Raw genomic sequence first — 21,484 nt, forward strand, 5'->3', positions numbered from 1 at the left:
ATGCTCGAACTGCTCGACATCACGAAGGTCTACAGGGGACAGAAGCGCGCCGTCGACGGGCTCACGCTGCGGCTCGAGCCGGGCCTGATCGGGCTCCTCGGGCCGAACGGGGCCGGCAAGTCCTCGCTGCTGCGCATCGCCGCCACGGTCACCCGGCCCACCGCCGGGCAGGTGCGCTTCGAGGGCCGGGACGCGGTCGCCCGCCCCGACGCGCTGCGCCGCGCGCTCGGGTACCTGCCGCAGGACTTCGGCGTGTACCCGAACCTGTCCGCGGTCGAGTTCCTCACCTACCTCGCCGCGGTCAAGGGCCTCTCCGCGCGCTCGGCGCGGGCCCGCATCGACGAGCTGCTGGAGCTGGTGAACCTCACCCACGCGGCGAAGCGGGCCCTCGGCGGCTTCAGCGGCGGCATGCTGCGGCGCGTGGGGATCGCGCAGACGCTGCTCGGCGATCCCCGCGTGCTCATCGTCGACGAGCCGACCGCCGGGCTCGACCCGGAGGAGCGGGTGCGGTTCCGCAACCTGCTCAGCGACCTCGCGGCCACCCGGGTGGTGCTGCTGTCCACGCACATCGTCGGCGACGTCGAGTCGGTCGCGGCCCGCATCGCGGTCGTGCGGGGCGGCCGGATCCGCCTCGACGGGGCGCCCGAGGACCTGCTGCGCAGCGTGGCCGGGCACGTGTGGGAGGCGACCGTCCCGCCCGCCGACGCCGCCGGGCTGCAGCAGCGGCTGCTCACGACCCGGGCGGTGCGCACGCCGCAGGGGGTGCGGCTGCGGATCCTCGCCGTGGACCGCCCGCTGCCCGAGGCCGTGCCGGTCGCCCCCGACCTCGAGGACGCCTACGTCGGGGCGGTGCACCGGTGATCGCGGCCGCGACGGCCGACTTCCGGGAGCGGGTCCGGCGGCCGGCGTACCTGCTGATGCTGATCTCCGCCATCGGGCTGGGGCTGCTCGCGGTGCCGGCCGTCGACGCGCACTGGTCGGTCCTCGTGATCGGGGGCTTCCGCGGGCGGTACACCAGCGGGTACGTCGGCCTGGTGACCGCGTTGACGAGCGCCCTGTGGCTGACGCTGGCCGGGTTCTACCTGGTGCGCGACGCCGTGTCCCGCGACGAGCGCACCGGCGTCGGGCAGCTGATCGCGGCCTCGCCGATGCGCACGCCGGTGTACCTCGCGGCGAAGCTGCTGAGCAACGTCGCCCTGCTCGCCTCGATGACCGTGGTGCTGGCCGCCACCGCGCTCGTCCTGCAGCTGCTGCGGGGCGAGTCGCGGACCGTCGACCCGGTGGCCCTGCTGCTGCCGTTCCTGCTCATCGCGCTGCCGATGCTGCTGCTCACGAGCGCGCTGGCGCTGCTGTTCGAGGCCACACCGGTGCTGCGCGGCGGGGTCGGCAACGTGCTGTGGGTCTTCGTGTGGATGGTCGGCGCGATCGCCGGGCAGTCCCCGCGGGCCCCCTTCGGCGGGATCGGGCTGCAGCCGGTGACCCTGCCCGCCGGGGCGTCCCAGGACGTCGGGCTGGGGCTCATGTACGTCGAGGAGCCGCTCAGGGTCTTCGACTGGCCCGGCCTGCGGCTCTCCCCCGCGTTCCTCGGCGGCCGCCTGGCCCTCGTGCTCGTGGCCCTCGCCGTCGCGCTGCTGCCCGCGCTGTGGTTCCACCGCTTCGACCGCCCCGCGCGCCCGGGCCGCTCGTTCGGGCCCGAGCCGCGGACCGTCTACCGGGGCTTGCCGCGCACCGCCCCCGAGTACGGCCCCACGTTCCCGCGCCTGCTCGCCGGCGAGGCGCGCATCCTGGTCGCGGGGGCGCCGCTGTGGTGGTGGCTGGGCGCGGGCGCGCTGTTCGTGGCGGTCTTCGTGGTGCCGCGCGGGGCCGCGCTCGCGGTCGCGTGGGTGTGGCCGATCCTGCTGTGGTCGCGGCTGGGCACGCAGCCGGCGCTGTCGGGGGTCGCGGCGCTGCTGGGCGCCTTTCCGTCACCGCGACGGCGGGTGCTGGCCGAGTACGGCGCGGGCGTGCTGCTGGCGCTCGTCCTCGGGCTCGGCGCGATCGGGCGCCCGGCGACGATCGCCGGAGCGTTCTTCATCCCGGCGCTGGCGATGCTGCTGGGCACGCTGACCGGGGCGCCGAGGGTCTTCCAGGCCGTCTACACGCTGCTGTGGTACCTGATGATCAACGACCTCGACGCGCTGAACTTCATGGGCATCCTGCACGGCGGCCCGGGCCCGCTGTTCTGGGCCGGCTCCGCGGCCGTCTTCGTCGCGGCCTCCCTGGCCTGGACGATGGTGCGGGAAGATCGTCGCTAGCGGATGCAACAGGCCTCCCCGGCCGCAGCGTCGTGCCGGGTATGAGGGCGGTGACGCGGTGATCGGCTTCGAGGAGTACGTGCGGTTGCGGGGCGAGCGCCTGGTGCGCCTGGCCCGCCTGCTGGTGCGCGACCGTCACCTGGCCGAGGACCTGGTGCAGGAGGTCCTCGGCCGCGCGTACGTGCGCTGGGACCGGGTGAGCCGGGCCGACGACATCGACGTGTACGTGCGCCGCATGCTCGTCAACCGCCATATCTCCTGGCGCCGCCGCCGCTCCTCGGCCGAGGTGGCGACGGACGCGTTCGGCGACCTCGCGGCGGCCACGGACATCGGCGCGGAGGCCGCGGAGCGCTCGGCCGCCTGGGCGCTCATCGCCGACCTGCCGCCGAAGCAGCGCGCCACGATCGTGCTGCGCTACTACGAGGATCTCGACGACGCCACGATCGCCCGCATCCTGGGCTGCTCCCAGGCGACCGTGCGCTCCCAGTCCATGCGCGCGCTGGCGACCCTCCGCCGGCAGCTGGCCGACCGCGAGGAGGTCCTCCCGTGAACGATCTCGACCCCCGCCTCGCCACGGCGCTGCACGCGCGCGCCGACGGCGAGGTGCACATCGAGTCGCTCCTGGCCGCTTCGGTACGCCACGGCGTGCGCCGCCGCCGCAACCGCCGCCTGCTCGTCGGCGGCGCCGCGGCCGCGACGGTGGCCGCGATCCTGGCCACGACCGCCCTGCTGCCCCGGGCCCCCCATCCGCCCGCGCCGGCCGGCACCCCACCCCGCCCGTCCGCCTCCGCCTCCCCGGCCGTCGACCTGCCCCGCCCGCCGGTGGCCGGCTCCGGGCGCTCGCTGCGGGCGGGCGCCCCGGTGGGCGACGCCTTGCAGATCCACCTGGACGTGACCGACCCGGACGTCCTGCACCTCTCGTACTCGTCCGCGGCCGGACTCGAGTCGCTGCGCGTGATCCGGGGCAGAACGTCACCGAACGGCTACGACACCTATCGGCTGAGCCTGGGCGACTCCCCGGATCTCTGGACCGGCGACGGCGCCGTGGCGCCCCTGCCCGAGGCGGGCCGCCAGGGCGAGATGAAGACGGGCGACGGCTGGGCGGCGCTGCGCTGGCAACCGATCGACGGCATCTGGGCGACCGCCCGCCTCGAGTTCCGGCAGACGGACCCGAAGCCGGCCCCGAACGCGCGCGGGGGCCTGCTGGAGATCGCGCGCTGGGTCCGCCTCGACCGCGTGCTGCGCTGCGCGGCCGACTTCCGCCTGGGCTGGGCCCCGGAGAACACCCAGACGGTGGGCTGCGGCCTGGAGTGGTCCGGCCGGACCGGCCTCGTGGGCTTCGCGTTCGGCGCCGCCGACGACGGCTCCCCCTTCTACCTCACCGAGATCACCCCCGGCGACGTGCACCCCAACGCCTCCTACGGCGGCGTCCCGTTCCAGTCCGGCCGCGACGGCTCGACGATCGAGGTCGGCGGCCGGGCCTTCGTGATCGAGGCCGGCACGTCCGGGATGCCGAAGGAGGTCCTGCAGCACATGCTGACGAGCCTGCAGCCGAGCCCTGGAACGGTTGACCCACTGACACGGTGAGTCCGAAAGACGATCTCCATGAGCCGCAGCCGCGGATATGGTGGCGACCGTGCGGCTCGACTTCCGGATTCTCGGCCCGCTGGAGGCTACGACTCCGGACGGCGACACCCTCGACCTCGGCGCGCGCAAGCAGCGCGCCGTGCTCGCGATGCTGCTGCTCGAGCCCGGCCGGGTCGTGTCCGTGGACCGGATCGTCGACGGGCTGTGGACCGGGGACGCGCCCGCGAGCGCGTCCGGGACGCTCCAGGCGTACATCTCCCAGCTCCGCCGCGTGCTCGAGCCCGACCGGGCGCCGCGCACGCCGCCGGCGGTCCTGCTCACGCGGGACCCCGGCTACCTGCTCGCCGTCGACGACGACCAGGTCGACGCCGCCCGCTTCGCCGCCGGGGTCGAGACCGCCCGGGCCCGCCTCGCGCAGGGCGACCTCGCCGCGGCCGAGCAGGGGCTGAACGCGGCGCTGCGGGAGTGGCGGGGCGCACCGCTGGCCGACTTCGCCGACGAGGCGTTCGCCGCGGCCGCCGTGGCCCGCCTCGAGGAGCTGCGCGACGGCGCGCTGGAGGACCTGGCCGAGGTGCGGCTCGGCACCGGGCGCACGGCCGCGGCCATCGCCGACGCCCAGGCGCTGCTGGAGCGCCGGCCGTTCCGCGAGCGGTCGTGGGGCCAGCTCATGCTCGGCCTGTACCGCGAGGGCCGGCAGGCCGACGCGCTCGCCGCGTTCCGCCGCGCCCGGGCGGTGCTCGACGAGGAGCTGGGGCTGCCGCCCGGCCCGCAGCTGAGCGCGCTCGAGTCGGCGATCCTGCGCCAGGACCCGAAGCTGGCCCACCGGCCGGCGCCCCACCAGGAGCCGCGGCGGACCCGGCTCGTCGGGCGGCAGACGGAGCAGCAGCGCATCGCGGCGCGCATCCAGCAGGCGCGCCAGGGCAACGGCGGGGTGCTGCTGCTCGTCGGGGAGGCCGGGCTGGGCAAGACCAGCCTCGCCGAGCGGGCCGTGGAGCTGGCCGGCGCCGACGTCACCACCGCGTGGAGCCGCTGCGTCGAGGCGAGCGCGACCCCCGCCTTCTGGCCCTGGCAGCAGGTGCTGCGCACGCTGCCGGGCACCGCCGAGGTCCAGGACATGCTGGCCGGGAAGGCGACGACCCACGAGCGCGACCCGGCCACGGCCCTGTTCCACCTGCACGAGACCGTGGGCGAGGCGCTGCGCCGCGCCCCTGGCCCACTGCTCATCGTGATCGACGACCTGCACGTGGCCGATCCCTCGTCGCTGCAGCTGCTCGCGCACCTGGCGCCGGCGCTGCCGCAGCGGCCGATCCTGGTCCTGGCCACCCTGCGCCCCGAGACGACCGACGCCGGCCCGGCGCTGCGGGAGACCCTCGCGCTGCTGGCCAACGAGCGCGGCGCGGAGCGGCTGCGGCTGGCCGCGCTGACCGAGGGCGACGTCGCCGAGTTCGTCGAGCGCCCCGGCGCGGTCGCGCACGCGCTGCTGGAGCGGACCGGCGGCAACCCGTTCTACCTGCAGGAGCTGCTGCGGCTGCTGGAGAGCGAGTACCCCGACGGCTGGGGCGACGCCCAGGCGGTCGCCGCGTCCGGGGTGCCGGAGAGCGTCCGCGACGTGATCACCCGGCGGCTGTCGCGGCTGCCGGAGGCCACCCGCGAGCTGCTGGAGACCGCCGCCGTCATCGGCCGCGACGTCGGCCTGCTCCTCCTGGCGGCCGCGACCGACCGGCCCGACGAGGTGGTGATGGCCGGGCTGGAGCCGGCCGTCGGGGCGGGCGTGCTGCTCGAGCTGCCCGACGGCTGGGACTACCGCTTCTCGCACGCGCTCGTCCGGGACGCCGTCTACGGCGGGCTGAGCCGGCTGGAGCGGGCCCGCCTGCACCGCCGCGTCGGCGAGGCGCTCGAGGCGTTCGACCGGCCCGACGACCCGGACCTGCTCGGGCTCCTGGTGCACCACTTCACGATGGCCGCGCGGCTCGGGGTCGCCGACCGGGCGGTCCGCTATGCGACCCGGGCCGCCGAGCTGGCGATGGCGCAGCTGGCGTACGACGAGGCGGCGCGGTACCTCGAATCCGCCCTCGGCGCCCTGGACCCGACGCGTCCGGGCGCGGCCCGGGCCCGATGCCGGCTGCTGGTCCAGCTGGGCACGGCCCGGCGGGCGGCCGGCGACGTCGACGGCACCCGGGCGGTGCTCGACGAGGCCCTGACCCTGGCCCGGCAGATCGGCGACGACGGGCTGGCGATGGACGCCGCGACGCTCTTCGGCGGGGCGACGCTGTGGACCTGGCGGCCGTACCTCACCGTCGACGAACGCATGATCGCCACCCTGCGCGACCAGCTGGACCGGCTCGGCCCGCACGACGTCGAGCGCCGGGCGGTGCTGCTCGGCACGCTCGCCGTCGAGCTGTACCACCACCCCGACCGCGATCTCGGCGAGGCCCACGCGGCCGAGGCGGTGCGGCTGGCCCGCGGCCTCGGCGACCCCGAGCTGCTGGCCCGCACGCTGAACAACCAGATGTGCGCGAACCTGGTGCCGCAGCGGCTGGCGGAGCGCCGGGCGAGCGCCGACGAGCTGCTGACCCTCCCCGGCCTGCCGCGCACGGCCGAGATCATGGCCCGGCTGCAGCGGATGATGACCGAGGTCAGCGCGGGGGACGCGGCCGGCTTCGACGCCGACCTGGCCCACTGCGTCCGGCTCGCCGAGGGGATCCGCGCCCCGGTGCTGGCCGCGCAGGTGCGCTACGCGCAGGCGGGCCGGGCGATGCTGGCCGGGGACTGGGTGGCCGGGGAGCGGCTGGTCGACGAGGCGTTCGCGCTGCAGGAGCACACGACCCTGTGGGGGACGCAGTGGATCCGGCTCGCGCTGCTCTACACCAGCCGCCGCTTCCAGGGCCGCCCCGGCGAGCTGGTCGACGAGCTCGTGCGCCGGGCGGACGAGCCGCACCTGCAGCTGCTGCGCCCGACCGCGGTGCTGGCCGCGTGCGAGTCGGGCGACGAGGCCCGCGCCCGCGCACTGGTCGAGCGGTGGGGGCCGGCCCGGGAGAAGTTCTGGTGCTGGGACTTCGTGATGTTCCAGTGGGCGCTGGTCTCGGCCCGGCTGGGCACGCCCGACCCGCGCGAGCTCTACGCCGAGATCGAGCCCTACGCCGAGCGCTTCCCGCCGCTCGGCACCGGCGGCACCACCTGGGGCACGTTCGACTTCGCGCTGGCCGAGCTGGCCGCGGCGCTGGGCGAGCCCGAACGGGCGCTCGGGCACGCGCGGGCCGCCCTGGAGGCGCACCGGCGTCTGGGGGCCGCCCATCTCATCGAGGTCTCCGAGGCTCAAGTCGCGGCCCTAGTCGTCACCAAGTCCTGACCAACCGGCCGGGCGCACCGTAGGCCCATGACCACTGCTCTGACTTCTCTCCCGGCGGTCGCCGGGCCCGTCTTTGTTCCCGGCGACGAAGGATACGAGGCCGAAAAGCAGGCCTGGAACGTCGCCACCGTCCACGAGCCGCTCGCCGTCGTCGGCGCCACCTGCGCCCAGGACGTGGCCGAGACGGTGCGCTGGGCCGGCACCCTCGGGCTCCCGGTCGCGGTGCAGTCCACCGGCCACGGCGCCGTCCGCCCGGTCCGCGGCGGGGTGCTGATCACCACGAACCGGATGACCGAGCTCACCATCGACCCGGTGGCCCGCACGGCGCGGGCCGCCGCCGGGGTGCACTGCGTGGAGGTGAACGCGGCGGGCGCCCCGCACGGGCTGGGCATGCTCAACGGCTCGGCGACGCAGGTCGGCGTGGTCGGGTACACCCTCGGCGGCGGCGTCGGCCCGCTCGGGCGCCGCTTCGGCTTCGCCGCCGACCACGTGCGCTCGGTGGAGATCGTCACCGCCGACGGCGCGCTGCGGACCGTCGACGCCGACCACGAGGCCGACCTGTTCTGGGCGGTTCGCGGCGGCAAGGGCAACTTCGGCATCGTCACCGCGATCGAGTTCGGCCTGGTCGAGGTGGCGGGCTTCTACGGCGGCGGGATCTACTTCCCGATGGAGCACGCCGGCGAGGTGCTGCACGCGTACCGCGAGTGGTCGGCCGGCCTGCCGGAGGAGATGAGCACGTCGGTGGCCCTGCTGCGGCTGCCCGACCTGCCGGCCCTGCCCCCGCCGCTGCGCGGGGCGAACGTGGCGCACCTGCGCGTCTTCTTCCTGGGCGAGGCCGAGGCGGGCGACGCGCTGCTGGCCCCGATGCGCGCGGCGGCCCCGGCGATCATCGACGACGTGGCGATGCTGCCGTACCCGGCGGTCGACGCCGTGCACCGCGACCCGGTCGACCCGATGCCGAGCCGCGAGCGCGGCGTGCTGCTCGCCGAGCTCACCGCCGAGACGGTCGAGCACGTGCTGGCGGCGGCCGGGGCGGGCGTGGACGTACCGCTGCCGCTGGTCGAGATCCGTCAGCTCGGCGGGGCCCTGGGGCGCCCGGCGGCCGTGCCGAACGCGGTCAGCGGGCGCGGGGCGGCGTACTCGCTGTTCGTCATCGGCATCGGCGCGCCCGGCCTGGAGGCGGCGGTGGACGCGGCCACCGACCGGGTGCTCGCGGTCGAGCGGTTCCCGGGCGGGCTGCTGAACTTCTCGGGCGGCGCGGACGCGGAGACGATCCGGGCGAACTGGTCGGCCGCGGACCGGGACCGGCTGCTGCGGGTGAAGCACGCCTACGATCCGGCGAACGTGTTCTCCAGCGGCCAGCCGCTGCTGGGCTGAACTCCCGGCTTGCACCCGGTCCGCACTGTTGCGGGCCGGGTGCGGGCCGATGTCGGGGGCATGGCTCGACGGGACCCGATGTGGACGCTGGGCGTCAAGCTCGCCATGACCACAGCCACAGTCACAGCCATAGTCACGGCCACCGTCACAGCCATCGCCATGGTCACGGTCGCCGCCGCCACGTTCACCCCGTTCCCGGTCGCCGGGTCGATGGCCGTGGTCGCGCTGCTCGGGACCGCCGCGCACGCCCTGCTGCGCCGGGCGCGGGACCGGCACCGGGCCCAGACGGCCCTGTTGCACACGGTGCTGCGCCGCTTCCCCTCCCCCGTGCTGGTGACCGGCCCGGACGGCGCCGTGGTCCTGGCCAACTCCGCCGCGCGGGACCTGATCGGCGGCGAGCCGGCGCTCGAGACGTTCGACGGGCGCCCGCTCCGCCTGGCCGACCTGGCGCGCGAGGGCCGGGACACCTACGAGGCGCGGCTCACCCGCACCGACGGCTCCACCAGCGACATCCTCATCGAGTCGCTGCCGGTCGAGGGCGGGGCCGGCACCGTGTGGACGCTGCTGGACATCAGCGCCCAGCGGGTCCACGAGGAGTCGCTGCACCACGCGGCCTACCACGACGCCCTCACCGGCCTGCCCAACCGCGCGCTGCTCTGGCAGCACCTGAGCGCCGCCGCCGCCGACGGGCGCCCCTACGCGGTGCTGGTGGTCGACCTCGACGACTTCCGGGCCGTCAACGACCTGCACGGCGGCGCGGTCGGCAACGAGGTGCTGACCGCGGTCGGGCACCGGCTCCGCGACGCCGCTTACGCGGGGACCCGCACGGCCCCGGCCCGCGCGGTGGTGGCCCGGCTCGGCGGCGACGAGTTCGCGGTGCTGCTGCCGGGCGCGGACGCGTGGGCGGCGCAGCGGCTCGCGGCCGAGCTGCGGGCCGCGTTCGACCGGCCGTTCCCGACCAGCGCCGGCCGTGTGACGGTCGGGGCCGGCATCGAGGTGTCGACCACGATGCTGGCTGAGGCTTAGCTGCCCGCCCGCTCCAGGTCCAGGTCCAGGTCCAGCGCGCCGCACACGAGCGTGCGCGCGGGGCTACTCGCCGGCTGACGTGCGGAAGAGCATCGTGGCCTGCACGCGGTTCGCGCAGTCGAGCTTGGTGAGCACGCGGCTGACGTACGTCTTCACGCTCGGCTCGCTCATCCGCAGCCGGGTGCCGATGGCGGCGTTGGAGAGCCCCTCCGCGACCAGGCGCAGCACGTCGGTCTCCCGCGGGTTGAGCCGGGCCAGGCGGTCCCCGGCGGCTCGGCGCCGCTCGGCCCCGGCCGCGCCCGCGGGCCCGATGAGGCCGATGACCTGACGGGCGACCGGCGGCGAGAGGTACGCGTCCCCGGCGTGCGCGGCCCGCACCGCGCGCAGCAGCTCCTCCGGCGTGCAGGTCTTCAGCACGTAGCCGGACGCGCCCAGCCGCAGCGCCCGCAGCACGCTCGGCTCGTCCCCGAACGACGTCAGCATCACGATCGCCACCCCGGGCGCCGCGGCCCGGATCGCGTCCACCGCGTCGAGGCCTCCGAGCAGCGGCATTCGCACGTCGAGCAGCGCCACGTCCACCGGGCCCCGCCCCGCCGCGGCCACGGCCGCGGCCCCCTCCTCGGCCACGGCGACGATCTCCAGGTCGGGCGCGGACTCGAGCACCGCCTGGATGCCCGCCAGCATCAGCGGCTCATCGTCGGCGACGAGCACGCGAATACGACTCATCCCGCGACGCCGATGACCAGACTGAGCGGTACGAGACCGAACATGAGGCCGGCGAGGACCAGGTCCAGCAGCGCGGGCGGGCGGCGCACCGGCTCGGCGGGGAAGACCGCCCAGAGCCGGAACTCCCCGGCGCCGACGCCGTGCCCGACCAGCCCGCCCGCGAGCTCCACCCGCTCGGCCAGGCCCGCCAGCCCGCGCGCGGGAGCCGGCGCGGTCCCGGGCGGCACCGGGTTGACGACCGAGAGCAGCAGCGCGTCGTCCTGCCACTCGGCCCGCACGGTGATCGGCGCGCCCGGCGCGTGCTTGCAGCCGTTGGTGAGCCCCTCCTGGACCAGCCGGAAGGCCTCCGGGGGCAGCTCCCGCTCGCGGCCGGCGCTGACCAGCTCGACCGGCACGCCCGCCGCCCGGGCCCGGTCCACGAGCTCGACCAGCTCGGCCAGCCCGGCCGGCGCCGCCCGCAGCCCGCCGAGCACGTCGTGCAGGTCCCCGGCGGCCCCGCGGGCGGACTCGGCCAGCCGGCGCACCGCCTCCCGCTGCGCCGCGGGCAGCCCGCCCACCTCCAGCGCCGCGGCCTGCATCGACACGAGGCTGAGCCGGTGGCCGAGCGCGTCGTGCATGTCGCGGGCGATCCGCAGCCGCTCCTGCCGGGCGAGCGCGGCCGCGCGCCGCGCCTGCTCGGCCACGTAGGCGCCGACGAGCAGGGGCAGCAGCGCGAAGACGACGGCCGCGACGACCACGGGCGCGACCGCGGGCGCCCGCCACGACTCCACCACCACGAACCCGGCGACCGCGGTGGCCAGCCAGGGCGACGAGCGCTTCCCGGCCCCGTAGGCGGTGTAGGGCAGCAGCGCCCCGGCCCCGCCGGTGACCAGCGCCGGGCCGAGCGCGAGGAGGAACGCGAGGCCCGGACGGCGGCGGGCCACCACGAGGACACCGGCGACGAGCAGCGCCCAGACCGGCAGGAGCCACGGCCGGACGACGCCGGGGTGCGCGTAGGTGAGCAGCAGGCTGTCGGCGCAGACGATGCCCGCGGGCGCGAGATGGCGGCGCATGCCAGCAGGCTACCGCCGACGTTCGTCGCGGCGGCGGGACGACTTTCGGCGACTGTGGCCGCGGCCGGGCCGCCCTAGCGTCCGGGGCGTGATCGTTGTCGAAGAGCTGACCAAGCGCTACGGGCCGACCGTCGCCGTCGACGGGCTGTCGTTCACCGTCCGGCCGGGGTGCGTGACGGGCTTTCTCGGGCCCAACGGGGCCGGGAAGTCCACCACCATGCGGATGATCCTCGGGCTCGACCGGCCCTCGAGCGGGCGGGCGCTGGTCGACGGGAGGGCGTACGACACCCTGGACCGGCCGCTGCGCACCATCGGGGCGATGCTGGAGGGGCGGTCCGCCCACCCGGGCCGGCGCGCGCGGCACCACCTGCGCTACCTGGCCCGCAGCAACGGCATCCCGGACGCGCGCGTGGAGGAGGTGCTGGAGCTCGTCGGGCTGATCGGGGACGCGCGGCGGCGGGCCCGGGGGTTCTCGCTCGGGATGACCCAGCGCCTCGCCCTGGCCGCGGCGCTGCTCGGGGATCCCCCGATCCTGCTGCTCGACGAGCCGGTCAACGGGCTCGATCCCGAGGGCGTGCACTGGCTGCGGCAGCTGCTGCGCGGCTACGCCGCGCAGGGCCGCACCGTGCTGATCTCCAGCCACCTGATGGCCGAGACCGCGCTCACCGCCGACCGTCTCGTGGTCGTCAACCGCGGCCGGCTCGTCGCGGACGCGACCGTGGCCGAGTTCGTCGCCGGCGCCCCGTCGCTGGAGGCGGCGTTCCTGCGGGCGGTGGCGCGATGAGCGCCTTCGCGGCCGAGTGGCTGAAGATCCGCACGCTGCGCTCGACCGTCTGGACCCCGGCGCTGACCGTCGTGGCCGGGGGCGGGCTCGCCTACCTCGTCGGGCGGGGCATGCGCGGGGCCGAGCCCGAGCACTTCGACGCGATGTTCGCCACCTTCTACTCGCTCAGCCTGGCCCAGCTCGCGCTCGTGGTGTTCGCGGTGCTGGCGGTCGGCGGGGAGTACGGCTCCGGCACCATCCGCCCGACGCTCGCCGCGGTGCCCCGGCGCGGGCGCTACTACCTGGCCAAGCTCGCCGCGGTGGCCGGGTGCGCGGCGGCCGTCTCGGTGCCGACCGTCGCCGCCGCCTGGGTGGCCGGGCAGGCCGGGCTCGGGCCGCGGCACACCGCGCTGACCGCCGGCGGGGTGCCGGGCACGGTCGCCGCGGCGCTGCTCTACCTGGTGCTCATCGCCCTGTTCGCGGCGGGCGTCGCCCAGCTGCTGCGCGGGTCGACGGCGGCGCTGGCCGTGCTGCTGCCGCTGCTGTTCCTCGGCTCGCAGGGGCTCGGCAACGTGCCGGGGCTGCGCAGGGTCACCCAGTTCCTGCCCGACCAGGCGGGCGCGGCGGCCCTGCACTTCTTCGGCGACCCGCACGGGCCGGGCTACGACCGCGCGTTCGGCCCGTGGGGCGGCATCGCGATCATGGCGCTGTGGACGGCGGCCGCGCTGGCCGGCGGGTACGTCACCCTGCGCCGACGGGACGCATGATCGCAGTGGAGCGCCTTAGACCTGGTTTAGTTTCGACTTAGGGAGCTTGAGAGAGCGCTCTCCCATGCATACGGTCTGGCCATGCCGCTCGACCCCCGGCTCAACCCGTACGTGGTGACGCCGAGCCGCCCGCCGAAACGGCGCCCGACCCTGCTCGCCGTGCTGCTGGTGCCGATCGCGGGGGCCGCGGCGACCAGCCTCATCCTCACCACGACCGCCGGCGCCGAGCAGGTCGACACCGCGGGCACGGTGCAGGCCGAGGCGTGGAGCGCGCAGAGCGGGGCCCGCACCGAGAACACCGGCGACGTCGGCGGCGGCAAGAACGTCGGCTGGCTCGCCGACGGGGACTGGATGCGGTACGACGGCGTCGACCTCGGCGGCCCGGGCTCGCTCACCGCGAGCGTCCGGGTCGCCGCGGCGAGCCGCACGGGCGGCACGATCGAGCTGCGGGCCGGCACCCGCGACGGCGAGCTGCTGGCGAGCTACCCGGTCGGGTACACCGGCGGCTGGCAGACCTGGACCACGAAGACCGCGGTGAGTACGACCGGGCGCACCGGCCGGCAGACCGTGTTCCTGCTGCTCAAGAGCCCGCAGGCCGGTGACTTCGTCAACGTCAACTGGCTGCGGTTCAAGCGCACGCCGACGGCGACGATGCCGGGCTCGCCCTCGGCCCCGTCGTCGCCGTCGCAGAGCCCGACGGCGGTCCCGGGCTGGCCCAGCGTCGACCCGGCCAAGCAGAAGGCCGACACCGCGGCGTTCTTCGCCCGGCGGCCCGCGCCGATCACCAACAACCCGGTGAAGGTGCCCGAGTTCGACGCCGCCTGCGCGGTGAGCCACCACGCCTCGGACGATCCGATCGTCTTCCCCGGGCTGGCCGGCGCCTCGCACGACCACACGTTCCTGGGCAACCGGTCGACGAACGCGAACTCCACCGCCGACCACACCGGCGCCTGCCCGGCCAGCCACCCGGTGCCGATCCCGTCGGTCTCCTTCGTCATCACTACCCGCTGAACACCGACACGAACGGCATCGCGCTGTCGTCGGGCAACGGCTACTCGATGCACGCCGACTTCTTCAACGCCTGGGAGCCCGATGCCCTCGCCCAGCGGGTGCGGGATTGCCTCGACCAGGGCTACAAGTGCGACGCCCAAGGAACGTTCTAGCCGAGGGAACGTTCTAGCCGAGGGAACGTTCTAATCCGAGCCGGAGGCCCACCCGCCGCCACGGGTGGGCCTCTTTTTTCCCGTTAACATCAAGGCAGCCCCACCCGCATCGGTGTCATTGTTAGCGCATGACGATCCGCTGCGTCATCGTCGACGACTCGGAGCGTTTCCGGGTGAGCGCCCGGAGGCTTCTGACGGCGCAGGGCATCGCGGTCGTCGCGACCGCCTCGGACATCCGCCAGGCGCTGCTCGCCGTCGAGGAGCACGAGCCGGATGTCGTACTGGTGGACGTCGGCCTGGGCGCGGAGAGCGGCTTCGACCTGGCCCACCGCCTCCGGCGCAGCTTCGTGATCATGGTCTCGAGCCTTGACCCGGACGACCTGGCCGAACTGCTCGCCGAGAGCCCCGCGATCGGCTACCTGCCCAAGGACCAGCTGTCCGGCAGCGCGATCAGCCGCCTGTTGCAGAAGACGCCGCTTCGAGAAACGTGAGCACGGCAAGCACCCGACGGTGCGTCTCGTCCGTCTCGGGCAGGTCCAGCTTGGTCAGGATCGACCGGACGTGCTTCTCGATGGTGCCCTCAGTGACCCACAGCGCCTTGGCCACGCCCGCGTTCGAGCGCCCCTCGGCCATGAGGGCCAGCACCTCCCGCTCGCGCGGGCTGAGGCCGCCCAGCGGGTCGCGGCGGCGATGCGCGGCCACCAGCTCCTGCACCACCGCGGGGTCGACGACGGTCCCGCCGTCGTGCACACGGCGCAGGGTCTCCACGAACTCGTCGACATCGGTGACGCGGCTCTTCAGCAGGTAGCCGATGCGCTCCCCGCTGGCCAGCAGCTCGATCGCGTGCTCGACCTCCACGAAGGCGGACAGCACCAGGATCGCCACCGACGGGAAGCGGCGGCGGATCTCCCGGGCCGCGCCCAGCCCCTCCGTCGTGTGCGTCGGGGGCATGCGGATGTCGACGACGGCGATGTCGGGGGCCTGCTTCTCGACCAGCTCCAGCAGGTGCGGGCCGTCGTCGGCCAGCCCGGTAACGGCGAACCCCTGCCGATCGAGCAGGCTCGCCAGCCCCTCGCGCAGCAGGACGTCGTCGTCCGCGATCACAACTGACTCGGATGCCATCAAATCCAACATATCCCCGCGATCCCGGGTAAACACCTCCCCATGCGCGGGGGGTTGACCGTCCGGCTCGCAGTGACCAGCGCCCTGTTCACCGTGCTGATCACGGCGGCGTTCGCGATGATCCTCGTGTCGGTGTACGAGCTGCGCGCCTCCGTCGCGGTCGTCAGCCAGGCCGAGCGGGCGGTCTCGGCCTGCAACACGCTGGAGCGCCTGGTGCTCGACGTGGAGGCGGCGCGGCGCGGCTACGCCCTCACCCACGACCGGACGCTGCTGGCGCCCTGGGTCCAGGCTCAGCAGCAGATCCCCCTGCGGCAGCAGGAGCTCGCCTCGTCGGTGTCGGACACCCCGGCCCAGGCCGCGCGGGTGGCTCGCCTGAACAGCGACGTCACGGCCTACCTCGACAAGTACGCCGACCCCGCGATCGCCGACGACCAGTCGGGCGAGCCGGCGAAGATCGACACGCAGTCGATCATGGACGGCCAGCAACAGATCGCCGCCCTGCGCACCGAGTTCGACGACTTCATCAACAACCAGCGGATGAGCGTGGACCGGATGCACGCGGCCGCGGACCGGGCCGGGCGGCAGGCGCTCGTCGCCGGGCTCGCCGGGTTCGTGGTGGCGCTGCTCGCGGTCGCGCTCCTCACCCGCTCGCTGGCGGTCATGGTCGTGCGGCCGCTGCACCGGATGGTCCTCGCGGCCGACCGGGTGGCGGGGGGCGACCTGGGGGTACGGGTGGCGACCGATGCCCCGGTGGAGGTCGGGGCGCTGCAGCGGACGTTCAACGCGATGGTCGCGGCCCTCGACAAGAACCGCACGATGCTCGGCACTGTCGCGACCGAGCAGGCGGCGCTGCGCCGGGTGGCCACCGTCGCCGCCCGGGGCCGCCCCGCCGAGGAATTGTTCGCCGCGGTGACCGAGGAGGCCGGCAAGCTCTTCGACGCCGACGCGACAGTCCTGCTGCGCTTCGAGCCCGACGGCAGCGGCACCATCGTGGCGAGCTGGAGCCAGAACCCCGCGCACCGCGTCGACCTGGGCCGCGTACACCTGAATGACGACGGGGTGGCGAGCCAGGTGCTGCGCTCCGGCCGCCCGATCCGCCTCTCCGGCTCACACAGCGCCGACTTCCTGCGGCGCGAGTTCGGCGACCTGACGATCCGCTCGGCGATCGGCGCCCCCGTCATCGTGGCCGACCGGCCCTGGGGCGTGCTGAAGGCCCTGTCGACGTGCGCGTCGCCGCTGCGGGAGCACGACGCCGAGCGGGCCGCCGAGTTCACCGAGCTGGTGGCGAGCGCGATCGCCAACTCCCAGGCACGCGCCGACCTGACCGCCTCCCGCGCCCGCGTGGTGGCCGCGACCGACGAGAGCCGCCGGCGCATCGAGCGCGACCTGCACGACGGCACCCAGCAGCGGCTGATCGCCCTCTTGCTGGCCCTGCGCGCGACGGAGACCGAGGTCGGCGGCGGGCTGCGGGACCGCCTGCACGGCATCGGCAGCGACCTGGCCGAGGCCATCGACGAGCTGCGCGAGCTGGCCCGCGGCATCCACCCGTCGATCCTGTCCGCGGGCGGCCTGAGCCCGGCGATCCGCTCCCTGGCCCGCCGCTCCCCGGTCCCGGTGGAGGTGCGGCTGGAGCTGCCGGCCCGGCTCGACGCCTCGGTGGAGATCGGGGTGTACTACGTCGTCGCCGAGGCCCTCACCAACGCGATCCGCCACGCGCACGCCACGCTGATCTCGGTGACCGCGTCGGCCACGGACGCGTCGCTGTCGCTGTCCGTCGAGGACGACGGGGTGGGCGGCGCCCACCCCGGGACCGGCACCGGCCTGACCGGCCTGGGCGACCGCGTCGCGGCCCTGGGCGGCAGCATGCAGATCGCCAGCCGCCGCGGCAACGGCACCCGCCTGTCCATCACGATCCCCCTCACGGGGGATGCAAGCGGTTGAGGCGCCTATAGCAGCCAGCAGGTATACGGGGGTCGCCAAACCCAGAAGCCAGAAGCCCCGCTGGCCGCGAAGCAACGGACAACCGTCCGGAGGCACGGTGGAACAGTCATTCACGCCCCCTTGAACAGGTGATCCACCATGACGATTCGTCCGGTCGACCCGGCACTGTGCATGGCACTGTTCGTGTCCGACACACCCTGCTACTCCCACCCCGACGCCGAGACGGTCCGCGCCACGGTGTCCTCGACCCTCAGCCGCCTCGGCCGGGACGAGTGCTACGCACAGGCCGCCGAGGTCTTCGGCGACCGCCCGGACGTGGCCCTGAACCGCATCCAGTGGGCGCGCGAGCTCTGCGAGGAAGCCCTCACCCCCGCCGGGGCCTGCTGAAGCACCGGCTTCCTCCAGGGCTCCATGCCCTGACCGGAGATGCACCCGATATGTCGCGGCGCACCGCGTCCGGCATATCGGCGCTGCCCGTCAGGACTCGAGTTCCGCGTCAGCAGCCGAGCGTCGCGTCAGGAATCGAGCTCCGCGTCAGGACTCGAGCTTCGCAATGAGTCGCGCCAGCTCGTTCAGCTCCTCCGGCGGCAGCGCCAGCATCTGCGGCGGCGGCTGGGTCAGGATCGCCTCGGCCCGAGCCGCCTCCCGACGACCCAGGTCGGTCGTCGTCACGAGCTTGGCCCGCCGGTCCGACGGGTGCGGCTCCCGTCGCACGAGACCCCGCTTCTCCAGGTCGTCGACGACCAGCGTGGTGTACGGCGCATCGGTCTGCAGCCGCCCGGCGAGCTCCCGCATGGTCATCGGCTCGCCCGCGAGACGCCGCAGGGCCTTGATCCGCACGAAGCTCAGGTCCAGCGCCTCGCAGACCTCCTTGCGCCGGTCGTGGCGCTCGTGCACCAGCGCGAGCATGGCGCGCCAGACCTCACCGGCGCGTTCCCGCGCATCGGGCACATGCGAATCAGGCATCGACGAGCTCCGCATCAGGGGTTCGGCTTTTCGCCCACGTACCGGTGGTGAGCGTACCGATGACCAGGATCGCGGCGCCGCACCCGGCGACGATCCACCAGCCCACATGGCTCGCGGGGCTGAACCCGACGGGCATGGCGCGGCCGTGCAGCCCCGCGGTGACCACGGCGCCGAGGACCGCGATGCCCAGCACCGAGCCGAACTGGCGGCTGGTCGAGGCGAACGCCGCGGCCACCCCGGCCTGAGCCACCGGCAGACCCGAGACGGCCGTGACGGTGATCGGGGGGTTGACCATGGCGAAGCCGATGCCGAACGCGACGTAGGCGGCCACGACCCACAGCAGCGGCGTGTGCGGGGTGAGCCCCGTGAGCAGCACCCCGCTGACCAGGATGCCGGCCCCGCCGACGAGCAGCGACGCGCGCGGCCCGCGGGCGCCGACCAGGCGGCCGGAGACCGGGCCGAGCACCACCGTGATCGCGGCGATCGGCAGCGTGAGCAGGCCCGCGTGCAGCGGGGAGAGGCCGCGCACCTCCTGCAGGTAGAGCGTGTTGAGCAGCAGGAACCCGGCCAGCGCGCCGAACGCGGCGACGGCGATCGCGGTGGCGCCGGCGAACGGCGGGCTGCGGAAGAGCGTGATGTCGACCAGCGGCTCGGGGCGGCGCGGCTCGACCAGCAGCAGGGCCACCAGCGCGACCACGGCCACGGCCCCGGCGATCGGCTCGTGCTCGATGATGGCGAAGGTCGCGCTGGCCAGCAGGACGAGCACGATGATCTGGCCCGGAATGTCGACCCGGCGCGGCCGCGGCGCCCGCGACTCGGGCACGAAGAGCGCCGTGAGCACGACCGCGGCGATGCCGATCGGCACGTTGATCCAGAAGATCGTGCGCCAGCCGACGGTCTGCACCAGCAGGCCGCCGACGACCGGGCCGAGCGCCATGCTGATGCCGACGACGCCCGCCCACACGCCGATGGCCTGGGCGCGCTCGCGGCGGTCGGTGAAGACGTTGGTGATGATCGACATGGCGACCGGGTTGAGCATCGAGCCGCCGATCGCCTGGACCACGCGGAACGCGATCAGCCAGCCCAGCGTCGGGGCCAGCCCGCACAGCAGCGAGCCGAGCGCGAAGACCACCAGCCCGGTCTGGAAGATGCGGCGCCGGCCGAGCCGGTCCGCGGTCGAGCCACCCATGATCAGGAGGCTGGCCAGCACGAGGGTGTACGCGTCGATCGCCCACTGCAGGCCGGAGAGCGGCGCGTCCAGGTCGCGCCCGATCGCCGGCACCGCGATGTTCACGATCGTGTTGTCGAGGCCGACGATCAGCAGGCTCATGCAGCAGATGCCGAGGATGAGCAGGCGCCGGCCACGTGTTTGTACGGCCATAACTATTATGTTCGTACAACCAACGGGCCGGCGCCAACCATCTGCGGCTCAGATCACTGTCCGGCCGCTAGTTGGTGCCGCTGCCCTGCGGCGGGTTGCCGCCCGGCACGCCGCCGTTCTGCTGGCTGCCGCCGCCCGGCTGCATGCCGCCGCCGGCCTGGTTCAGCGTCGAGTCGACGATCGTCGTGGCCGTGGCGTTGGACCCACTGCCGTCCACGGTGCCGACGACGGTGACGGTGTCGCCGCTCTTGATGTCGGCGACCTGGTCGTTGCCGTTGTCGACGGTCGTGGAGGAGCCGATGACGAACGTCGTCGTGTGCCCGTCGGCGCTCTTGGCCGTGATCGAGGTGGAGCTGATCGCGGTGACCGTGCCGGTCTGGAGGCGCTTGGTGACGTACCCGCCATTGCCGTCGGAGGCCGTGAAGTCCCCGTGGAGCGCGCCGGAGATGCCGTTCGCCCCGCCGCCGCCCATGCCCCCGAAGCCGCCGCCCGGCCCGCCCTGCCCGTTGCCGCCCATGCCCCCGGGCCCGGCCTGCGCCGACGAGGGCGAGGAGTCCCCGCTCGCGGCCCTGACGACGGCGAACCCGCCGCCGCCGATGACGAGGGCCGCGACCACGCCCACGACGATCGTCTTCACCTTCGAGGACTTCGCCGCGGCCGCCGGGGCCGCCGCCGGCGCGAGCCCGGCCGGCTCCTGGGGCTGAGCCGGGGTGGCCCAGACCGGGGCGGCGGACTGCTGGTCGGTGATCTGGCTGCTCATGGTGGGGCTCCCTGGGTCCGGCGGCCCGCTGCTGGGAGCCGCTCACGAAGCAACCATCGCGAGGATCCCTGGCACGGAACCGTCCGGACCTTGGCAGCCACCTGTGAGTCAGGCCCTGCGAGTCAGCCCTGCGAGTCAGCCCCTGTGAATCAGGCCGTGACCATCGCCGCCTTCGCATCCGCGTCCGCGTCGGCGACCGGGGCGGGGCGACGGCGCAGCGCGGCGAGCCCGGCCAGGAGCAGGCCCGCGGCCGCCCACGCGACGAGCACGAGCACGTGCGGCCCGGCGCCGGCCCCGTCGAAGAAGGCGGTACTGCGCAGCAGCGACCCGGCCGCGCCCGGCGGCAGGTACTGCCCGAGCGCACCCCACCCCGCCGGCAGCATCTCCGGCGCGCTGGACAGGCCCGAGAGGGGGTTGCCCAGCAGCATCATGGTCGCCGCCCCGATCGCGAGGCCGGCGGTGCCGAGCAGCGACTCCAGGCCGAGAATGGTCAGCGCCGTGGCGGCGATGGACAGCGCGACGACGCCGCTGTTGAGCCAGTAGTCGCCGTTCAGGGAGCCCAGCCAGTACTGCAGGATCGCCACCAGCGCCAGCCCGCCCGTCACGGCGAAGGCGAGCGCGCCCGCGATCCGCCGTCCGAGGCCCACGACCAGGGTGGTGAGCAGCCCCGCGGCGGCGATCCCGCCGAGCACCAGCGGCAGCGCCCCGGCCGCGAGCCCGGCCCCGCGCGGGTCGTCGGCCGGCAACGGCACGAGATCCCGCACGACCGTCCCGTCCGGGGCCGGGGCGAGGGCCTGGGCGACCTGCTGCAGGGCCTGCGCGACCGCCGGACCGGCCGCCGAGGCCACGATGACCTCGGGCTTGCCGCTGGTGAGGTCGATGGCGCCGTAGACCTCGCGGTCCCTGATCAGCCGCTCGGCCGCAGCGGTGTCGGGCACCGTGCGCAGGTCGAACGCGCCGGGCCGCTTCGCCTCGAGCTGCTGCACGACCTGGGCGGCCGCGGGCGCGGGCCCGGCGACGGCGAGCGGGATGTCGTGCACGCCGGCCCGGGTCGCGGGCCAGGCGAACGCGACCATGATGAGGCTGAGCAGCGCGGTGAGCAGCAGTACGACGCCCGCGACCTTTCGCATGACCATCTCCCCTGAAAAGAACGTTCGTTCGCTCTTTTTTCAGGGTGTACCGCCCGTGCCCGCCCGTCAAGAACGAACGT

20 protein-coding genes are annotated in these 21,484 nt (G+C 74.8%); 13 read left to right on the top strand and 7 right to left on the bottom strand.

Features of this window, described 5'->3' with window-relative positions; genetic code table 11:
* From ACQP1P_RS44720 to ACQP1P_RS44750, 7 genes are all read left to right on the top strand, one after another.
* Entirely contained in the window at positions 1-861 is an 861-nt protein-coding gene (locus ACQP1P_RS44720) for an ABC transporter ATP-binding protein (RefSeq protein ID WP_433080973.1), read from the top strand.
* Entirely contained in the window at positions 858-2,294 is a 1,437-nt protein-coding gene (locus ACQP1P_RS44725; protein WP_433080975.1) for a hypothetical protein, read from the top strand. Before ACQP1P_RS44720 ends, ACQP1P_RS44725 begins: the two co-directional genes overlap by 4 nt.
* 61 nt (positions 2,295-2,355) lie before the next feature.
* On the top strand, positions 2,356-2,844 hold the full coding sequence (locus ACQP1P_RS44730) for a SigE family RNA polymerase sigma factor (RefSeq protein WP_433090392.1): 489 nt from the start codon (positions 2,356-2,358) through the stop codon (positions 2,842-2,844).
* Entirely contained in the window at positions 2,841-3,881 is a 1,041-nt protein-coding gene (locus tag ACQP1P_RS44735) for a hypothetical protein (protein WP_433080977.1), read from the top strand. Before ACQP1P_RS44730 ends, ACQP1P_RS44735 begins: the two co-directional genes overlap by 4 nt.
* Positions 3,882-3,930: 49 nt before the next feature.
* Positions 3,931-7,230: an ATP-binding protein gene (locus ACQP1P_RS44740; RefSeq protein ID WP_433080979.1), complete on the top strand. Its 3,300-nt coding sequence runs from the start codon at positions 3,931-3,933 to the stop codon at positions 7,228-7,230.
* Between the two features lie 27 nt (positions 7,231-7,257).
* On the top strand, positions 7,258-8,607 hold the full coding sequence (locus ACQP1P_RS44745) for an FAD-binding oxidoreductase (RefSeq protein WP_433080981.1): 1,350 nt from the start codon (positions 7,258-7,260) through the stop codon (positions 8,605-8,607).
* Between the two features lie 159 nt (positions 8,608-8,766).
* The gene (locus ACQP1P_RS44750) at positions 8,767-9,633 is read left to right on the top strand and encodes a diguanylate cyclase domain-containing protein (protein ID WP_433080983.1); all 867 of its coding nucleotides are present in this window, start codon (positions 8,767-8,769) and stop codon (positions 9,631-9,633) included.
* 63 nt (positions 9,634-9,696) lie between these two features.
* On the opposite strand, the gene ACQP1P_RS44755 is transcribed toward ACQP1P_RS44750, so the two are convergent.
* Together ACQP1P_RS44755 and ACQP1P_RS44760 are read right to left on the bottom strand one after the other, a co-directional pair.
* Positions 9,697-10,359 carry a response regulator transcription factor gene (locus ACQP1P_RS44755; protein ID WP_433080985.1) on the bottom strand — a complete coding sequence of 221 codons (663 nt, stop codon included), beginning with the start codon at positions 10,357-10,359 and terminating at the stop codon, positions 9,697-9,699.
* Positions 10,356-11,411: a sensor histidine kinase gene (locus ACQP1P_RS44760; RefSeq protein ID WP_433080987.1), complete on the bottom strand. Its 1,056-nt coding sequence runs from the start codon at positions 11,409-11,411 to the stop codon at positions 10,356-10,358. The genes ACQP1P_RS44755 and ACQP1P_RS44760 overlap by 4 nt, the downstream gene beginning before the upstream one ends.
* Positions 11,412-11,499: 88 nt before the next feature.
* On the opposite strand from ACQP1P_RS44760, the gene ACQP1P_RS44765 reads away from it, so the two are divergent.
* The 4 genes from ACQP1P_RS44765 to ACQP1P_RS44780 all read left to right on the top strand — a co-directional run bounded on the left by ACQP1P_RS44765 (position 11,500) and on the right by ACQP1P_RS44780 (position 14,595).
* Positions 11,500-12,195, top strand: a complete 696-nt coding sequence (locus tag ACQP1P_RS44765) for an ABC transporter ATP-binding protein (RefSeq protein ID WP_433080989.1) — start codon at positions 11,500-11,502, stop codon at positions 12,193-12,195.
* Entirely contained in the window at positions 12,192-12,941 is a 750-nt protein-coding gene (locus tag ACQP1P_RS44770) for a hypothetical protein (RefSeq protein ID WP_433080991.1), read from the top strand. Before ACQP1P_RS44765 ends, ACQP1P_RS44770 begins: the two co-directional genes overlap by 4 nt.
* An 81-nt stretch (positions 12,942-13,022) precedes the next feature.
* The gene (locus tag ACQP1P_RS44775) at positions 13,023-13,952 is read left to right on the top strand and encodes a carbohydrate-binding protein (protein ID WP_433080993.1); all 930 of its coding nucleotides are present in this window, start codon (positions 13,023-13,025) and stop codon (positions 13,950-13,952) included.
* A gap of 280 nt (positions 13,953-14,232) precedes the next feature.
* Positions 14,233-14,595: a response regulator gene (locus ACQP1P_RS44780; RefSeq protein WP_433080995.1), complete on the top strand. Its 363-nt coding sequence runs from the start codon at positions 14,233-14,235 to the stop codon at positions 14,593-14,595.
* On the opposite strand, the gene ACQP1P_RS44785 is transcribed toward ACQP1P_RS44780, so the two are convergent.
* A complete protein-coding gene (locus ACQP1P_RS44785; protein ID WP_433080997.1) occupies positions 14,555-15,226 on the bottom strand; it encodes a response regulator transcription factor in 672 nt (223 codons plus the stop codon). The genes ACQP1P_RS44780 and ACQP1P_RS44785 overlap by 41 nt on opposite strands.
* Positions 15,227-15,298: 72 nt before the next feature.
* Between ACQP1P_RS44785 and ACQP1P_RS44790 the strand changes: the two genes are divergently transcribed.
* Together ACQP1P_RS44790 and ACQP1P_RS44795 are read left to right on the top strand one after the other, a co-directional pair.
* Complete coding sequence (locus ACQP1P_RS44790; protein ID WP_433080999.1) at positions 15,299-17,167, top strand: CHASE3 domain-containing protein; 1,869 nt, start codon at positions 15,299-15,301, stop codon at positions 17,165-17,167.
* Positions 17,168-17,305: 138 nt separating this feature from the next.
* Positions 17,306-17,554, top strand: a complete 249-nt coding sequence (locus ACQP1P_RS44795; protein ID WP_433081001.1) for a hypothetical protein — start codon at positions 17,306-17,308, stop codon at positions 17,552-17,554.
* Positions 17,555-17,701: 147 nt separating this feature from the next.
* Here ACQP1P_RS44795 and ACQP1P_RS44800 read toward each other — a convergent pair whose 3' ends face one another.
* From ACQP1P_RS44800 to ACQP1P_RS44815, 4 genes are all read right to left on the bottom strand, one after another.
* Positions 17,702-18,133 carry a MarR family winged helix-turn-helix transcriptional regulator gene (locus ACQP1P_RS44800; RefSeq protein ID WP_433081003.1) on the bottom strand — a complete coding sequence of 144 codons (432 nt, stop codon included), beginning with the start codon at positions 18,131-18,133 and terminating at the stop codon, positions 17,702-17,704.
* Positions 18,126-19,514, bottom strand: a complete 1,389-nt coding sequence (locus ACQP1P_RS44805; protein ID WP_433081005.1) for an MFS transporter — start codon at positions 19,512-19,514, stop codon at positions 18,126-18,128. Before ACQP1P_RS44805 ends, ACQP1P_RS44800 begins: the two co-directional genes overlap by 8 nt.
* A gap of 67 nt (positions 19,515-19,581) precedes the next feature.
* Positions 19,582-20,274 (bottom strand): hypothetical protein, encoded by a 693-nt coding sequence (locus ACQP1P_RS44810; RefSeq protein ID WP_433081007.1) that lies wholly within the window; start codon positions 20,272-20,274, stop codon positions 19,582-19,584.
* 149 nt (positions 20,275-20,423) lie between these two features.
* Positions 20,424-21,404, bottom strand: coding sequence for a hypothetical protein (locus ACQP1P_RS44815; RefSeq protein WP_433081009.1), 981 nt, complete (start codon positions 21,402-21,404; stop codon positions 20,424-20,426).
* Positions 21,405-21,484 lie beyond the last annotated feature (80 nt).

This window comes from Dactylosporangium sp. CA-052675, assembly GCF_050947935.1.
GTDB lineage: Bacteria > Actinomycetota > Actinomycetes > Mycobacteriales > Micromonosporaceae > Dactylosporangium.